Source organism: Polynucleobacter sp. MWH-Braz-FAM2G (assembly GCF_018687635.1).
Classification (GTDB): Bacteria; Pseudomonadota; Gammaproteobacteria; order Burkholderiales; family Burkholderiaceae; genus Polynucleobacter.
In genome coordinates this window covers 576,596-591,044 of the sequence record NZ_CP061300.1, presented here as the reverse complement: position 1 = coordinate 591,044, position 14,449 = coordinate 576,596, and the positions used below count along the sequence as shown (strand labels likewise).

Below are 14,449 nucleotides of genomic sequence, written 5' to 3'. Positions count from 1 at the left end.
GTTAAGTTCAACCTAGACAATGTTTTATTACTGCTTTTGAGTTTTGCGAATCAATTCAATATCACCATAAAAAGCACGTGTTTCTGATTTGGTATTGTCAGTATCAGTAAGTAATGCAATCCCAATGACTTCGCCAGGCGCCTCCCCATAAGCCCGTTTGAAGTCAGCAGCCAAGTCACGTTGATGTTTATGCCATTGACCTAAATTTTCCCAACCAGAATCCACAACAATCATCTTAATTCTGGAGGTGTGTGCATTGCTAATGATTGTGTCTATGGGAGATTTTCCTGACCAGATATACATCAATGTGGCGTATGGCATCTCTTGTCCACTAATCAGATTGGCCATTTCAAAAGTCATTTTTTCTTTTAAAGGCAGTTTCGACTTGTTGCCATCGAAAGCAACCAATATGCGTAGCGGTGCATCATCCGTGTAACCATCAGCATTATCAGCATTGACGATTGGAGTTATCGCCTTCCACTCCCACTGCAACCATAAGTTGGATGCTTGACGAGGACGCAACTTAACTGCCAACCCAGAAGCAGATGTTTTGGAATTAGCACTTAGCACCGTTCTACCTTGATAGTTTTCAAGACGGTAAACCGTGTTCTTTTTGAAGGGGGCTATGCGATAAAAGTTCCAGCCATTTGGCATACCTTCACGGGCAGTTTCGCTTGAGAATTTAGGCAGCTCTTCCTGGGCCGGTAATTGGTCTAAGTTAATTGCTTGACCAGCTTCGTTTTGCACAGAATCAGTACTTAGGCCAGCACAGCCAACCAAGAAAAAGGCTACGCCTAGAAATAAATATCTGATGACTTGTTTCAACATACTTTAATTGTCCCAAAGAATAGCCTGCATGAGTCTAAAATCAGCATATGCGCCATCAATCTCCTTCCAGTTGGGCCGTCATCTGTGTCTTGATTGCCGCAGGAGTGCATCTAGCCTTGGGATTTTCAATCGAATTTTCAGTAGATGAAGCCCACTATGCGCTGTATGCTCAACACCTTGACTGGAGCTACTATGATCATCCGCCTTTGGTAGGCTGGATTCAATGGCCATTAGTGACTCTCACTTCCTTAGAGGGCATCATTAGACTGATTCCAGAATTGCTCTGGATTATTTCCTGTTATTTGGTTTATCAGGTAACCGTTGAAGTGCATCACTTTATTCGCGGGCGTAATGCGGGATATCTCACAAGTGCACTCCCATCAGCTAATTTGTGCGGATTGATGGCTGTCTTAGCCATCATCGCTGCGCCTATGCTTCATATTTTGGCAATTGGTTTATTGCCCGATACTTTACTAGCCCCCTTAAGCCTTGGTCTGATGTTGATGGCCTTGCGTTGGCTCACAAAAGATAAATTTAGCTTTGGCGATTGGATGGCCACAGGCATTCTGCTGGGACTAGCAGGTCTTAGTAAATACACGGCCAGCTTTACTGCTCTTGCATTGTTATTTGTCTTCTTGAGCACACCCAGAAAGCGCTGGCTCTCTAAATCTGGCTTCTGGATTGCAGCACTCATCGCCTTACTACTCATTACGCCAGTTCTGTATTGGAATTGGGCTAATGATTGGATCTCATTTAAATACCAACTTGCCCATGGCAGTGGCGGCGAATGGCTTTGGCGAAGATTGGTCGCTTACATCGGCGTTCAAATACTTGTCTTTGGCCCTCTCCTAATATTAGGTGCTGTTGTTTTTTTAAAAGACTGCATGCATGCAACAAAACTTTCATTGCTAGCGCTTTTTGGTTTCTTTTTAATTCCCTTCATCATTTTTGTCAGCCTCTCTGGCGGCGGCGGTCTGCCACATTGGACCTCACCTGCTTGGTTCTGTCTTGCACCTTTTGCAGGAATTGGTTTGGCAAAAGCATGGGCTACACAACATCGCCAATGGATTCGCATTCTATTTGCCCTGCAAATCGCTTTATGTTGCATTGGTTTTGCTTATGTCTTATCAGGAGGTATTAGCACCACATCTGTGAAATCCAATCCCATCGCTGATTTATATGGATGGAAAGCAGCTGGTCAAAAAGCTGCGGAACTAACAAAGGGCTCTAATGCACAAGGTATCGCCGTACAAAATTGGACCTTGGGTAGCCGCGCCGCTTGGTATGCCTCACCCACTACTGTGTTTGTTTTAGACCAAAGAAAAGATCAATTTGATCTCTGGTTTGGAGAGCTCCCGCCAGGAGCGAATGTCCTTCTTATTCAATGGTCAGGCATGCCTCATGGTATGCCCATAGGAAACAACTCTGGTTTTGAGGCTTGCAAACCATTGGATAGCTTAGAGATTGAACGATTTGGTCGCGTCTTATCCAAATTTGACTTTAGCCTTTGTAGCAATTGGCGGGGCATGGGTCAGATAGACTAATTCCCTCAAATTCAAGACCTTAGGCGCCTAAGGCATTATCCTTACGCTTATGAGTTCACAAGCCCAGCCCACACCCAAAGCCCAATCGGGGTGGAAATCTATTCTTAAACGGGCTTGGCCCACTATTCGCATTCTGCTATCGATTGCCCTTCTGTGGAAAGCAACTAGCGGCATTGATTGGCATTCTTTATTTGATAGTCATATTCAAATGCAGCCTCTTTGGTTTTTAGCCGCACTAGGAAGCATGATGTTGGCATTTGTTTGTGGTGGATATCGTTGGGGATTATTCATGCAGTCCGTAGGTTTTCCTCGCCGAATCTATTCCTATATCGGTCTTTACTTTACTGGCGGCTTAATTAATCAAGGCTTGCCGAGCACATTGGGTGGAGATAGCTATCGCGCCATCACTGCCACCCACCTAAGCAGCACAGGAAATTTTACTGAAACCAAAGAGCTCGATGAAGAGCTTCATCATTCTGTAGACCTCGAACACGCAACGCCAAAATTACGCCTGAGTTTTGCAATGGTCTTAGTCGATCGACTTTTGGGCTTAGCTGGAAATAACTTGCTTGGCGCTATTGGCCTAATACTGGGTGGAGCTACCCTAGCCGCATGGGGTAAAGACTTGGGCTATGCAGTAATGGCCGTCATGCTGCTTGCTGGCGTAGTGATTGCAGTCATCCTGGCCTGGACCCCTAGCAAACAACTTTTACAAAAAGTTTTAGATCGCTTCAATATGTATCAAGCGATGCCAGGTATCCAGCTTGCATTTGCTTGGCCTAATAATATTGCGCAAGCATGTTTAGCAATTGGGATTCATTTCCTTACCATCCTGACTCTGCTTTTTTGCATGAAAGCCTACGGGGTGGATGCTCCTATTGAAGGATTAATGATTGGCCTGCCAGCACTAAGTTTGTTACTAATGTTACCAATTAGTATTTCAGGCTGGGGCCTGCGAGAAGCTACGCTTTCATCCGTCCTCGCCCTGTGGGGTGTAAATCCTTCATTAACAGTTCTTGCCTCCATTAGCTACGGCGCCATTACTGTATTGTCGGTTTTGCCTGGCGCCTATTTTTTATTAAAACGAAAATAATTTTCTAGAGTAAGACTATGACTATTAGTGTCAATACAATGCGCGCCATCGATCATTGGGTTGGTGTGCCATTATGCGCAATCGTGAGCCCTGTAGTTGCTCTGGTCGACGGTATCAAAAATATTTTCAGCCGCGGTCCGCAAACACCCAAAAGACTACTTTTCATTGAACTATCCGAAATGGGTAGCGCTATTTTGGTCGATCCTGCGATGCGTAATGCGCAAGCACGCGGTGCAGAACTCTACTTTTTGATCTTTAAAAGTAATCGCGCTAGTTTGACACTGCTCAACACGGTGAAACCAGAAAATATTTTTACGATTGATTCGTCTAGCTTGGGTGGTCTGATTAAAGATACTTTGCGCTTTTTGGTGCTTGCTCGTAAACACCGCATCGATACTGTTATTGATTTGGAGCTATTTTCTAGATTTACCGCTCTACTAACGGGGATGTGTGGTGCGCGTCGTCGCGTTGGGTATCATATCTTTCATGGTGAAGGATTATGGCGCGGGTTCATGCTAACTCGCAAAGTTCATTACAACCCGCATATTCACATTACCAAGAATTTTTTATCCTTAATTCATGCGGCATTTGCTCAAAAAATTGAGATCCCTTTTAGCAAAATCGAGATTCCAGATTCTGAAGTTCGCTTAGAGCAAGCCATCATCAATCCAAATGCCCTAGAAAAAGTACGTGAACGTATTGAGAGACTGGCAAGAGAAGCCAGGATCAGTTACACCCCTGGAAAAGATCGCCTCATTCTGATCAATCCGAATGCTAGCGACCTACTGCCACAGCGTCGCTGGGCGCAACAGCGTTTTTCGGAATTGATTCAAGCAATCCACCAACAATACCCCAATGATCTTATTTTAATTACTGGCTCACCTGCTGAATTCGTGTATGTGGATAAGGTTCGATCTGTAGCTAACGTTAAAAATGCCTTGAACTTTGCTGGCCAGGTGAACTTTGCTGAACTTCCACCGCTCTACACCCTGTCTGATGTCATGGTGACTAACGATTCTGGCCCTGGCCACTTCTCAGCAGTAACACCATTAAGAACTGTTATTCTATTTGGCCCAGAGACCCCGGCTCTCTACGGATCAGTTGGTAATTCTATTGCCATTACAGCCAACTTAGCCTGTTCACCTTGTGTAAGCGCTGCCAATCATCGCAAGACTCCTTGCCATGACAACGTCTGTATGCAAGCAATTACTGTAGCTCAAGTTTTAGAGAAAGTTGTTGTACAACTTAAAGCCTCTGATCAAGCAAAGGGTCGCTCTGCTGGATGAGCAAGAAAGTAATACCGACTTTCGCCTGGTTTATTCCGCTGGCCCCTCTTGCGCTAGCATGCGCAATTTATTTCGGTGAAATTCAAACTAGTAGTTTTTTATTCATCAATCGCTTCACACAGTTACTCCCAGACACTCTATGGGCCTGGCTTACATTCTTAGGAAATGGCTGGGGCGTCTTTGCACTCGCCTTTCCTTTACTTCTCTTGGCGCCCCGCTTATTAAGCGCTGGAATATTTGCTGGTGGATTTACTGCGATAGCAAGTTTCAGCCTCAAGCGTCTCTTTAACTTACCGAGACCCGAAAGCCTTCTCAGTAGCGATAGTTTTCATCACCTTGGAGGGCCGTTGCTAAGCAAGGCATTTCCATCGGGTCATACATTGACGGCGTTTGCCATCGCTAGTGCGCTTTACTTCGCCTGCGATCAATCTAGACGTATAAAAGCATTCCCTATTTTTATTGTGGCTACGCTTGTAGGACTTTCGCGCATGGGGGTAGGAGCTCACTGGCTTACGGACGTACTAGCTGGAGCTGGAATAGGTATTTGGTGTGGAATGCTGGGTGCAATTCTGGCGCAATACGTTCCTGAAAATCAACTCACACCCAGAAATATCTGGCCTCGCATCATTGCAATTAGTGGTGGTGCAGCAATCTATGCGCACTTTACCCAAACCATGGATCTTGAATTAAATCTGCCATTGCAATACGCGTCCATTGCTATCGTCACAATCACCTTGATCTTCTTTGTCAAGGCGCAATTTAGCCAGATTTCTGGTAACCCAAAATAATTTATGTTTAGTTATCGACATGCTTTTCATGCTGGTAGTCATGCTGACATTCTTAAGCACCTTACTCTGATTCATCTTGTCGAGTATTTACAAGAAAAGCCTGGAGCGTTAACGCTGGTTGATACGCATGCTGGTGCTGGGATTTATAGCCTAGAAGATGGCTTTGCCTCTGTTAGCAAAGAGGCAGAGGGAGGCATATTTCGACTCATGAAATATAAGGAAGCAGGCAACCCCATTCCAGAGAGCGTTCAAAACTATTTAGATTACATTTTGGCTGAGAATATTGATAGGCAACTCAAGACTTATCCTGGCTCCCCTTTTATTTTGGCACGTCTCCTGCGCCCCCAAGATCGAATCAAATTATTTGAACTGCATCCCAAAGAGATAGATATTCTTCGCCACAACATTAGTGAACTAAAACAATCTAAACAGATTGATATCTATTCTGAAAATAGCTTCAATCGATTAAAAGGACTTCTTCCCCCTCCCAGTCGACGTGGCCTAGTGCTGATAGATCCATCGTATGAGGACAAACAAGATTACCGCTATCTAGAAGTTGCTATGGAAGAAGCTTTGCAACGTTTTGCTACTGGTTGCTACGCTATTTGGTACCCAGTACTCTCCCGCAGAGAATCAGCCGCCCTTCCTGATCGTCTTAAAAAAATTGCCGGTGCTTATAAGCGTTCTTGGTTGCATACGGAACTGCGCGTTGAAAACGCACAAGGCGAGCGTCGCCTGCAGGCAAGCGGCATGTTCATTATTAATCCGCCCTGGACTCTAGAAAAACACTTAGCGCAAGCACTGCCAACCTTAACCAAGGCCTTAGAAATTAATGGTGGTGGACAGTTTATCTTGAAGAGTTTTGAGGCGAAAAACTAATCTCGCAAAGTAATCATTACCTCGTTACGACGCATAAAAGGCAAGGTCCACGGGGGGTTGTACCGCGCAAAATTAGGCGCCCCGTTTGCGTATAAATTACGAGTTTTCATCCATTGCTCAAGTTCTGAGGTTTTTTCCAAAACCTTCTGGTTGTCATAAAAACCACTAAAGCTCACTACTGCCTTTTTAAGTGCTGGAATTTGCCGAAGTTGAACCTGCGGATTTAATGGCTTGGGTATTGTGTCCATAGTGTATTCAGCAGGCATCACAAAAGACACTGTCCACTTACCTGCTGTTGACTCAATTCCTACTGGCGCAGTCATCGCAATCTTGGCGCTCTTAGGTCCTTGATCTTCAACTACTACAGGTGCAGTCATGGATATTTTTTCATTTACTTGATTTTGTCCAAAGATATATGCTGCAATCAACTTAAAGCCTTGACTTGAAGCACTATCCAAATCACCCTCCACCCGCACCTCAGCAACAATCATGGGAGCGTAAGCACGAACCTCAAACGGGGGTTCTTTTTCGAGAATAGTAAATTTGGGCTCTTCAGTTGCCATTGCTACCCCAGTAAAGGCGAACACTATCAGAATGAAAGCGCCCCGCATGAATGGATGTGTCAAAAAATTACCAGTTGGCTTTTAGTTCAAAGCCATTTGGGTTGAAACCCAAACTTGCTTGAGCACCAACTGGTAAGGTCAATTTGTTCGACTGATGGCCAAATGGTAGGCCAGTGAGAATTGGAATATCTTTTGGCAAACGCTTGCGAATCGCTTCAATAGCACGCTCGAGTGAATAACCCTTGTCGTTATCGTATAGGCGGTAAGCGGAAAAGCCACCTAACAATATCGCACCTTGATTTTCAAGAACACCTGCATCCAATAGTTGCATCAGCATTCTTTCGATACGGTAAGGATGTTCATTTACATCCTCTAAAAATAGAATACCGCCTTGAGTTTGTTTGGTGCTCGGCAAGTAGGGAGTTCCCACCAAACCAGCTAATACAGTTAAGTTACCACCCCACAATAAACCTTGAAGAGACTTAGGGCTCGCCTCACCTAAAAAGGATTGTGCAACCAACACATTACATTCAAGTTTTCGCTCTTGAATGGCCGTCTGAAAATGGCTCCACATAAATTCATCAGGCGTAACTGGAGAACCGTCATCCCCAAGTCGACCAAAATCATAGTTGAGCATTGGACCAGCCAATGTAACAGCGCCAGTCTTAGCCAATAATCCTAGTTGAAATACAGTGAAGTCGCTATGACCGCACACTTGCAGACCCTTTTGAATTGCTTTTGCGATCAAATCCCATTCAATTTCTGGTAGCAAGCGATGCAAACCGTAACCCCCGCGCATAGCCATTACCACTTTCCCAGGATCTAGCTGGGAGATAGCATTTAATTCTGAAAGGCGATCTTTGTCACTTCCAGCAAAGCGCTCATACACGCGCTGAACACAGTCCGTATTTTGGACAGCAATGCCTTGATTCTCAAGCCATTGAATGCCTACTAAGGGACTCTTGCTATCTAAACTTGCCCCTGATGGAGCAATTAGATGAATCGATTTCAACGTCGCTCCTTAAAAAAATTGCGCAACAACTGACCGCATTCTTCGCTCAAGACGCCACCCTCAACGCTAGTCTGATGATTGATCTGTTTTGATGCAAATAAGTCCAATACGCTACCCGCAGCACCCGTTTTTGGATCTGCCGCTCCATATACAACTCGATCAATCCTAGCATGGAGCATGGCACCAGAGCACATTGCACAAGGCTCAAGTGTCACATATAAGGTGCTACCAGGAAATCGATAATTTTGCTCAATCACGCCCGCTTCTCGTAAAGCCAACATTTCCGCATGAGCACTAGGATCATGGTTGGTGATAGGCTTATTGAATGACTTAGAAATCACCTTGCCATCACGTACCAGCACAGCACCCACAGGAACCTCTCCTGATTGCGCTGCTAATTGAGCCTGCTCAATAGCCAAACGCATAAATTGATGGTCAAGCTCTGCTTGGATCATTTAAGAGGGATGAACATCCGCCCAGCAATTCGGCGTCTCGTAAAGTCGAATTGCAGAAAGCTCCAATCGACCTCCAAAGGCTTTGCTAAAAATGGGCTGCAAAATCGCGAAGGCCGCATTCGCTAGATTCTCAACAGTAGGCACATGCTCCATGATGACCGTCTTGTGATTAGGCAAAGTTCCTAAGAATGCAACCAGAGCCTCATCCTCTTTTGCCACCAGAAATGCATGATCCCAAAGCTCAACAACGTGTTGATTAGTTAAGCGCTTGATGTCGCCAAAATCTAGCACCATCCCATCATCTGCTTTGCCAGGATGATCTGCCACTTCTCCGGTAAGCGTTACCTCAATGGCATAACGATGGCCATGGAGATGACGACATTGACCGTCATGGTTTGGGATGCGATGTCCTGAGTCAAACTCTAAGCGACGCGTAATGGAGATGGCGGGTTGTTTATTAGTCATTGATTAAGTCATTCATTATTCTTTAAGCTTAACTTGCTCAGCGTATCCCGATAAGTTTATGAGATTGCAAACTTAATCTCCATAAGGGCCTCTTTTGGCATAAGCTTACTGCTAATTCAGTATTGTTTTTGAGGTTAGCGCCATCCATTGGTTGCAAGAATCGATTGCGGTAATCCATCTTCTCAAATCGTGACATCAGTTTTTCTAACTCTCGATGGTCATTTTGTGGAATCACCAGCTTTAACTCATCCGCCTGAAGAACGATTAATTCAGCGCCTGCTTTTGGGCTAACGCAAACCCAATCAACCCCCTTGGGCACTCTAATCGTGCCATTTGTCTCAATAGCCACTTCGAAACCCTTTTGATGAAGAGCTGCAATTAAATTCTCATCCAATTGCAAGAGGGGCTCACCTCCCGTAAACACGACATAACGTTGTTGGGGTCCCGCTGAAGTACTGCGCCATGAAGACTCAATCGCATCCGCAAGAGCATTGGCCGTTTCAAACTTACCCCCACCTAGACCATCACTCCCCACAAAATCAGTGTCACAAAACTGGCAAACAGCAGTATCACGATCCTCTTCACGCCCACTCCAAAGGTTGCATCCTGCGAAGCGACAAAATACTGCAGCCCTACCAGCGTGGGCTCCTTCGCCCTGAAGCGTGGGAAATAGTTCTTTTACGGTATACATAGCAATGCGTCTATTTTAAGCGCATTGCCTATTTCCAGGAGATTAACTCCCACTGTAAATAATCTTCCCAGTAGGCATTAGACCAATAGACCCCCGCGGTAATGTAGCGTCCAGAGCTTCGCCGAATGACCCAGCGACCTACCTCGGGTGCAAACCACAAATCCTCTTGACGTTCATTGGCAAGCCTAAATAGGTCATTACTAACAAAGTTAGGTACATCGTTATGAACCTGTAGGGCTAAAAATTCACCTGCTGAGGTCTTAATACGCTCCCATTGCAAAGCGGTCATGCCTAAGCCCCAGTAGTATTTACTATCAGGATAGGATGGGACTTGATACTGAGTAGTAAAAAATCCATTCCAACCAGCACTTAATTGCGGGGGCCATAAAGGAATGGGCTTAGTAAAAATCTGAGCCGGCCTCCAATGAGGATCCTGAGTTACAAATCCCCAAGGAGATTGAATTTCATCTGGCAATGGGCCTGTTTTAGCGCTCGAACGAGCAATGCGCACTTCATTACCAACAGAAACTACTTTTTCAGTGATGGTATCAATAATTTCTTGATTAAAAACATTGCGAACCTGATACACCCACTCTTGACCAACTCTTGGAGCGCGCATCTGAGGAATTGGTTGAGGCTGAATCTCTACAACGCCTTGCGGAAAAGGTTGAGACGAAATACAACCCACAATTAATAGTGGCATTAAAAAAAGGGTAAATTTTTGCTTAATTTTCATACTGAAGATGTAGATTTAAACCAACCCTCTAAGCAACAATTAAAAGTCAATAAGCTCCATTGTAGAGCTTCGCATATATATTCATCAATTAGACCCCCAGTAGACTTAACTCTTCAGATGTAAAACCAGCCTGCTTACGTGCCTCCAAATTAAATGGCGGCTTTAAAACAGGAGCACGATATTTTCTAGCTAAGTCTCTATACGCAGCAATTGGTGAGATATTTTCTTGAGTGCACAAAAAGTTGAACCAATGATTACCAATTCGTACGTGACCAATTTCATCGCGCAAGATAATCTCAAGGATCTCTACTGCCCTTGCATCTTTTACCTGCTGGAACCGCTCCAAAATCATAGGCACTGCATCCAATCCACGAGCCTCCATTGTTCTGGGAACTAATGCCATTCTGGCCATGACTGAATCCGTCGTTCTCTCCACCATCTCCCATAAACTATTATGGGCAGTGAAATCACCGTAGCAGAAACCTAAAGAATGCAAATATTCATTCACTAGACTAAAGTGATACGCCTCTTCTTTGGCCACCCGTAACCAATCTTCATAGTATTGCTGAGGCATATCTGGAAAACGCCAAATCGCATCGAGCGCAAGATTCATGGCATTAAATTCAATGTGAGCTAAAGAGTGCAATAAACGCGCCCTTCCCTCTGGGCTATTCATTCTTCTTTTGGGGACGAGTTTGGGAGGCACCAACTCTGGCCTTGATGGACGACCGGGAAGTATAAAATTTCGAGAGTCAATCTTAAGAAAGATATCGAGTTCAATTGCTTGCTTTTGATAGTCATCAAATAATTGAAATAGCCTATCCACCTTACTTTGCGCATCTGCGACAGCGAGAACTTCAAAAGAAATTTGTCTTAATTCAGACATAACAGCAATAGGCTTCTGTAGCCAATCCCATAAAAAGATTTTGAATAGTAATTTTCAGGCGGGACATATTTTTAATGCGCTTGCCTACCCTTGTAAATTACCTGCTTTTCAAGTGCGTTGCGTATAAATTCAATATTGCTCCTGAGGCTATAACACTCTGCAGTGGCTAACCTAGATGCTTTTGAGTTTAATGCTCTGAGTTCCATCTCATTGAGTATCTCAATGTATTCCGCCCTCTTACTTGGATCAAATGACTCAATTGTATTTTGTTCAAATTTATCCAAATCCTTGTAGATTGAGTTAATTTGTTTTCGTGCGAGGTTCATACGATAGTTTGGTATGGATTTAACAATTGGATAAGCAAATGCCGCAAAGGGCAATAAAAGCACAAACATCCGCTCTATAAATTCTGCCAACCAAAAAGGTAAATATTTCATGAGAGTAGGTGTACCCTTTTCATAAAAATACTTTGCCTCATTACTTAAAGGCGCTTCAGTATTCATATAAACGGGGAATTCACCCACTTTAGAAAAATACGACTTCCCGCCATTTATTTCCCTTGCCGCCTCGAGAAATAGGACCTGAATGGCAGGATGCAAGCGATCATCAATCAAGAGGTTTGTTGTGGTCGATATCAACTGAATGGGATGATCTGGAGTGTTACTACCAAGATCAAAACCGCCCATAGGAACGCTTACCTCTTCGAAATAGGATAGCAGGCGTGTATAAGCATCTGCGCGCTTAAATGTGGCCAATCTTATATCGGGATTTTTGATCAGTCGCTGAACGTTAGGAGAATCAAAACCATCAACTAAAATAACCCCATCAATTTCGCCACGTTCTAAAGCGCTCACACCATCCGTATTACCCATATTTAATAAATTAGGGGAGCTGGTGTTTAAATGGTTTAACTTGAAGATATTCACCGCCTGAGTATGGGTACCACTTCCTATTGGACCTATATTAATTTTGAGCCTAGCAATATCTCGATCCGAGAGTCTTGTACTTTCGTTGAACGCCTTGCTGTGATAAAAAACCCAAACTGGCTCATAATCAACACTACCTAAAGATTGAACGCCACTAAGATCATCTGACGCAATCATTCCACCTTGAACAAAAGCTGCCTGTATTGGGTCATTTCGGTCAATTAAATGCTGAAGATTTTCTTTGGAACCATGCGTCTCAATAAGCTTGAGCTCAATACCTTTTTTCTCAAAAAAAGTGCGATATTTTTCCCCCAATACCTTGTATGAACCACCAACACCAGTTGCCATTAGTACTTTTTTAGGGGGAGCAGGCTTTGCAAACCAGATCAAAACGCTAAGAGCAAGCAATAATAAAAATAAAAGTGGCCAAATTTCTTTTAATAAATTAAATACGTTTTTAATTTCATCTAAAGCCGTTTGGTATATGGCTGAAATATGCTCGCGTATCTCTTCTTTCAAGCTATCCATGAATTTCTCCGTAAGATGAAATTGGCATATCTTTTATTTAGAATTTTCAGGTGAATGTTTTACACCTTAAGCCTACAGCAATAGCGAATTACTATACCTACTTTATTGAGCTATGGATACACCAAAGGAATTGGTGTGAGCTCTTATTCCCACTCGATCGTTGCCGGCGGTTTTCCGCTGATGTCATAAACAACACGATTGATGCCACGCACCTCATTAATGATGCGGTTAGAAACTTTACCAAGCAACTCATGTGGCAAATGAGCCCAATGCGCTGTCATAAAGTCTTGGGTTTGCACTGCTCTTAGCGCAACAACATATTCATATGTTCTACCATCGCCCATGACACCAACAGACTTTACTGGTAAGAATACTGCGAAAGCTTGACTGGTGAGGTCATACCATGATTTTTGACTAACTTCATCAATCGTATTGCGCAACTCTTCAATAAATATTGCATCTGCTCGTTGCAATAAGCTTGCAAATTCTGCTTTGACTTCACCCAAAATTCGCACGCCTAGACCAGGGCCTGGGAAGGGATGACGGTAAACCATTTCGCGCGGCAAGCCTAATGCAACACCTAGTTCACGCACTTCATCTTTGAATAATTCACGTAATGGCTCAAGTAATTTGAGATGCATATCTTCAGGTAAGCCACCAACATTATGGTGACTCTTAATAGTATGCGCACCCTTCTTGCCTTTACCAGCGGACTCGATCACATCAGGATAGATAGTTCCTTGTGCAAGCCATTTTGCATTCTTAATTTTTCCAGATTCTGTTTGGAAGATTTCAACAAATTCTTTACCAATGATTTTGCGTTTTGCTTCTGGATCAGTAACGCCAACTAACTCACCCATAAAGGTATCTTTAGCGTCAACGCGGATTACCTTCACACCTAGGTTGCGCGCAAACATTTCCATTACCATGTCGCCTTCATTTAAACGAAGAAGTCCGTGATCAACAAACACACAAGTGAGTTGATCACCTATAGCGCGATGAATCAACGCTGCTGCCACACTGGAATCCACTCCACCTGACAGACCCAAAATAACCTCTTCATCACCTACTTGCTTGCGAATATTTTCTACAGCTTCAGCGATGTAATCACCCATTACCCAATCAGGTTTGCAATGGCAAATCTCATGTACAAAACGATTAATAATTGCTGTACCTTGGATAGTATGAGTAACTTCTGGATGAAATTGAAACGCATAAAAACGGCGCTCTTCATCAGCCATGCCAGCAATCGGACAAGACTCAGTTGAGGCCATCAACTTAAATGATGGTGGCAGTGTAGTGACTGAATCCCCATGACTCATCCATACCTTGAGGATGCCATGCCCCTCACTAGTGGAGAAATCCTGAATACCTTTGAGTAAATTGGTGTGACCATGAGCTCGCACTTCAGAATAGCCAAACTCACGCGCTTTACCCAAGGACTCTGCTGATGCAACCGCACCACCTAATTGGGTAGCCATGGTTTGCATGCCATAACAAATCCCCAACACTGGTACACCCAGTTCAAAAACTATTTGGGGTGCGCGTGGACTTCCTTCCTCGGTTACAGAGCTAGGGCCACCAGAAAGAATGATGCCTTTGCCACCTTGCTCTTGAATGAACTTGCGGATGAATTCGGGATCGCAATCATATGGATGAATCTCCGAATACACCCGTCCATCGCGTACGCGCCGAGCAATAAGTTGAGTTACCTGTGAACCAAAGTCGAGAATCAGTATTTTGTCGTGCACGAATAAAGCAATCTTTTT

Annotated in this window: 15 protein-coding genes; 5 read left to right on the top strand and 10 right to left on the bottom strand. The window is 44.0% G+C overall.

Going from position 1 to position 14,449, the window contains the following annotated elements; translation table 11 throughout:
- Positions 1-27: 27 nt before the first annotated feature.
- Positions 28-828: a DUF3047 domain-containing protein gene (locus tag FD973_RS03105; protein ID WP_215324174.1), complete on the bottom strand. Its 801-nt coding sequence runs from the start codon at positions 826-828 to the stop codon at positions 28-30.
- Between the two features lie 47 nt (positions 829-875).
- Here FD973_RS03105 and FD973_RS03100 point away from each other — a divergent pair, with 47 nt between their 5' ends.
- Genes FD973_RS03100 through FD973_RS03080 form a run of 5 tightly spaced genes read left to right on the top strand, consistent with a single transcriptional unit; the run spans position 876 to position 6,418 of the window.
- The gene (locus FD973_RS03100) at positions 876-2,372 is read left to right on the top strand and encodes a glycosyltransferase family 39 protein (protein ID WP_215324173.1); all 1,497 of its coding nucleotides are present in this window, start codon (positions 876-878) and stop codon (positions 2,370-2,372) included.
- Between the two features lie 49 nt (positions 2,373-2,421).
- Positions 2,422-3,465: a lysylphosphatidylglycerol synthase transmembrane domain-containing protein gene (locus FD973_RS03095; RefSeq protein ID WP_215324172.1), complete on the top strand. Its 1,044-nt coding sequence runs from the start codon at positions 2,422-2,424 to the stop codon at positions 3,463-3,465.
- A 17-nt stretch (positions 3,466-3,482) separates the two neighbouring features.
- Positions 3,483-4,751 carry a glycosyltransferase family 9 protein gene (locus tag FD973_RS03090; protein WP_215324171.1) on the top strand — a complete coding sequence of 423 codons (1,269 nt, stop codon included), beginning with the start codon at positions 3,483-3,485 and terminating at the stop codon, positions 4,749-4,751.
- Positions 4,748-5,539, top strand: a complete 792-nt coding sequence (locus tag FD973_RS03085) for a phosphatase PAP2 family protein (RefSeq protein WP_215324170.1) — start codon at positions 4,748-4,750, stop codon at positions 5,537-5,539. Before FD973_RS03090 ends, FD973_RS03085 begins: the two co-directional genes overlap by 4 nt.
- 3 nt (positions 5,540-5,542) lie before the next feature.
- Positions 5,543-6,418, top strand: a complete 876-nt coding sequence (locus tag FD973_RS03080; protein ID WP_215324169.1) for a 23S rRNA (adenine(2030)-N(6))-methyltransferase RlmJ — start codon at positions 5,543-5,545, stop codon at positions 6,416-6,418.
- Here the strand turns inward: FD973_RS03080 and FD973_RS03075 are convergent.
- From FD973_RS03075 to guaA, 9 genes are all read right to left on the bottom strand, one after another.
- Positions 6,415-7,029: a heme-binding protein gene (locus FD973_RS03075; protein WP_251368819.1), complete on the bottom strand. Its 615-nt coding sequence runs from the start codon at positions 7,027-7,029 to the stop codon at positions 6,415-6,417. The two genes, FD973_RS03080 and FD973_RS03075, sit on opposite strands and share 4 nt — an antisense overlap.
- A gap of 19 nt (positions 7,030-7,048) precedes the next feature.
- The gene (locus FD973_RS03070) at positions 7,049-7,993 is read right to left on the bottom strand and encodes an LD-carboxypeptidase (protein ID WP_215324168.1); all 945 of its coding nucleotides are present in this window, start codon (positions 7,991-7,993) and stop codon (positions 7,049-7,051) included.
- A complete protein-coding gene (gene tadA / locus FD973_RS03065; protein WP_215324167.1) occupies positions 7,990-8,448 on the bottom strand; it encodes a tRNA adenosine(34) deaminase TadA in 459 nt (152 codons plus the stop codon). Before tadA ends, FD973_RS03070 begins: the two co-directional genes overlap by 4 nt.
- Positions 8,449-8,913, bottom strand: a complete 465-nt coding sequence (queD, locus tag FD973_RS03060) for a 6-carboxytetrahydropterin synthase QueD (RefSeq protein ID WP_215324166.1) — start codon at positions 8,911-8,913, stop codon at positions 8,449-8,451. It lies immediately after the preceding gene.
- A gap of 37 nt (positions 8,914-8,950) precedes the next feature.
- A complete protein-coding gene (queE, locus tag FD973_RS03055) occupies positions 8,951-9,604 on the bottom strand; it encodes a 7-carboxy-7-deazaguanine synthase (protein ID WP_215324165.1) in 654 nt (217 codons plus the stop codon).
- 28 nt (positions 9,605-9,632) lie between these two features.
- Positions 9,633-10,340: a hypothetical protein gene (locus FD973_RS03050; RefSeq protein WP_215324164.1), complete on the bottom strand. Its 708-nt coding sequence runs from the start codon at positions 10,338-10,340 to the stop codon at positions 9,633-9,635.
- 88 nt (positions 10,341-10,428) lie between these two features.
- A complete protein-coding gene (locus FD973_RS03045; RefSeq protein WP_215324163.1) occupies positions 10,429-11,226 on the bottom strand; it encodes a ferritin-like domain-containing protein in 798 nt (265 codons plus the stop codon).
- Positions 11,227-11,297: 71 nt separating this feature from the next.
- Complete coding sequence (locus FD973_RS03040; protein WP_215324162.1) at positions 11,298-12,680, bottom strand: TAXI family TRAP transporter solute-binding subunit; 1,383 nt, start codon at positions 12,678-12,680, stop codon at positions 11,298-11,300.
- Positions 12,681-12,823: 143 nt separating this feature from the next.
- The gene (gene guaA / locus FD973_RS03035; protein ID WP_215324161.1) at positions 12,824-14,431 is read right to left on the bottom strand and encodes a glutamine-hydrolyzing GMP synthase; all 1,608 of its coding nucleotides are present in this window, start codon (positions 14,429-14,431) and stop codon (positions 12,824-12,826) included.
- Positions 14,432-14,449: the final 18 nt, after the last annotated feature.

What these genes read in the sequence shown, in the direction of transcription:
- FD973_RS03040 (WP_215324162.1), bottom strand. Translation starts at nt 12,680, where the DNA reads ATGGATAGCTTGAAAGAAGAGATACGCGAGCATATTTCAGCCATATAC.
- FD973_RS03075 (WP_251368819.1), bottom strand. Translation starts at nt 7,029, where the DNA reads ATGCGGGGCGCTTTCATTCTGATAGTGTTCGCCTTTACTGGGGTAGCA.
- FD973_RS03085 (WP_215324170.1), top strand. Translation starts at nt 4,748, where the DNA reads ATGAGCAAGAAAGTAATACCGACTTTCGCCTGGTTTATTCCGCTGGCC.
- FD973_RS03100 (WP_215324173.1), top strand. Translation starts at nt 876, where the DNA reads ATGCGCCATCAATCTCCTTCCAGTTGGGCCGTCATCTGTGTCTTGATT.
- tadA (WP_215324167.1), bottom strand. Translation starts at nt 8,448, where the DNA reads ATGATCCAAGCAGAGCTTGACCATCAATTTATGCGTTTGGCTATTGAG.
- FD973_RS03090 (WP_215324171.1), top strand. Translation starts at nt 3,483, where the DNA reads ATGACTATTAGTGTCAATACAATGCGCGCCATCGATCATTGGGTTGGT.
- FD973_RS03045 (WP_215324163.1), bottom strand. Translation starts at nt 11,226, where the DNA reads ATGTCTGAATTAAGACAAATTTCTTTTGAAGTTCTCGCTGTCGCAGAT.
- FD973_RS03050 (WP_215324164.1), bottom strand. Translation starts at nt 10,340, where the DNA reads ATGAAAATTAAGCAAAAATTTACCCTTTTTTTAATGCCACTATTAATT.
- FD973_RS03080 (WP_215324169.1), top strand. Translation starts at nt 5,543, where the DNA reads ATGTTTAGTTATCGACATGCTTTTCATGCTGGTAGTCATGCTGACATT.
- queE (WP_215324165.1), bottom strand. Translation starts at nt 9,604, where the DNA reads ATGTATACCGTAAAAGAACTATTTCCCACGCTTCAGGGCGAAGGAGCC.
- queD (WP_215324166.1), bottom strand. Translation starts at nt 8,913, where the DNA reads ATGACTAATAAACAACCCGCCATCTCCATTACGCGTCGCTTAGAGTTT.
- FD973_RS03105 (WP_215324174.1), bottom strand. Translation starts at nt 828, where the DNA reads ATGTTGAAACAAGTCATCAGATATTTATTTCTAGGCGTAGCCTTTTTC.
- FD973_RS03095 (WP_215324172.1), top strand. Translation starts at nt 2,422, where the DNA reads ATGAGTTCACAAGCCCAGCCCACACCCAAAGCCCAATCGGGGTGGAAA.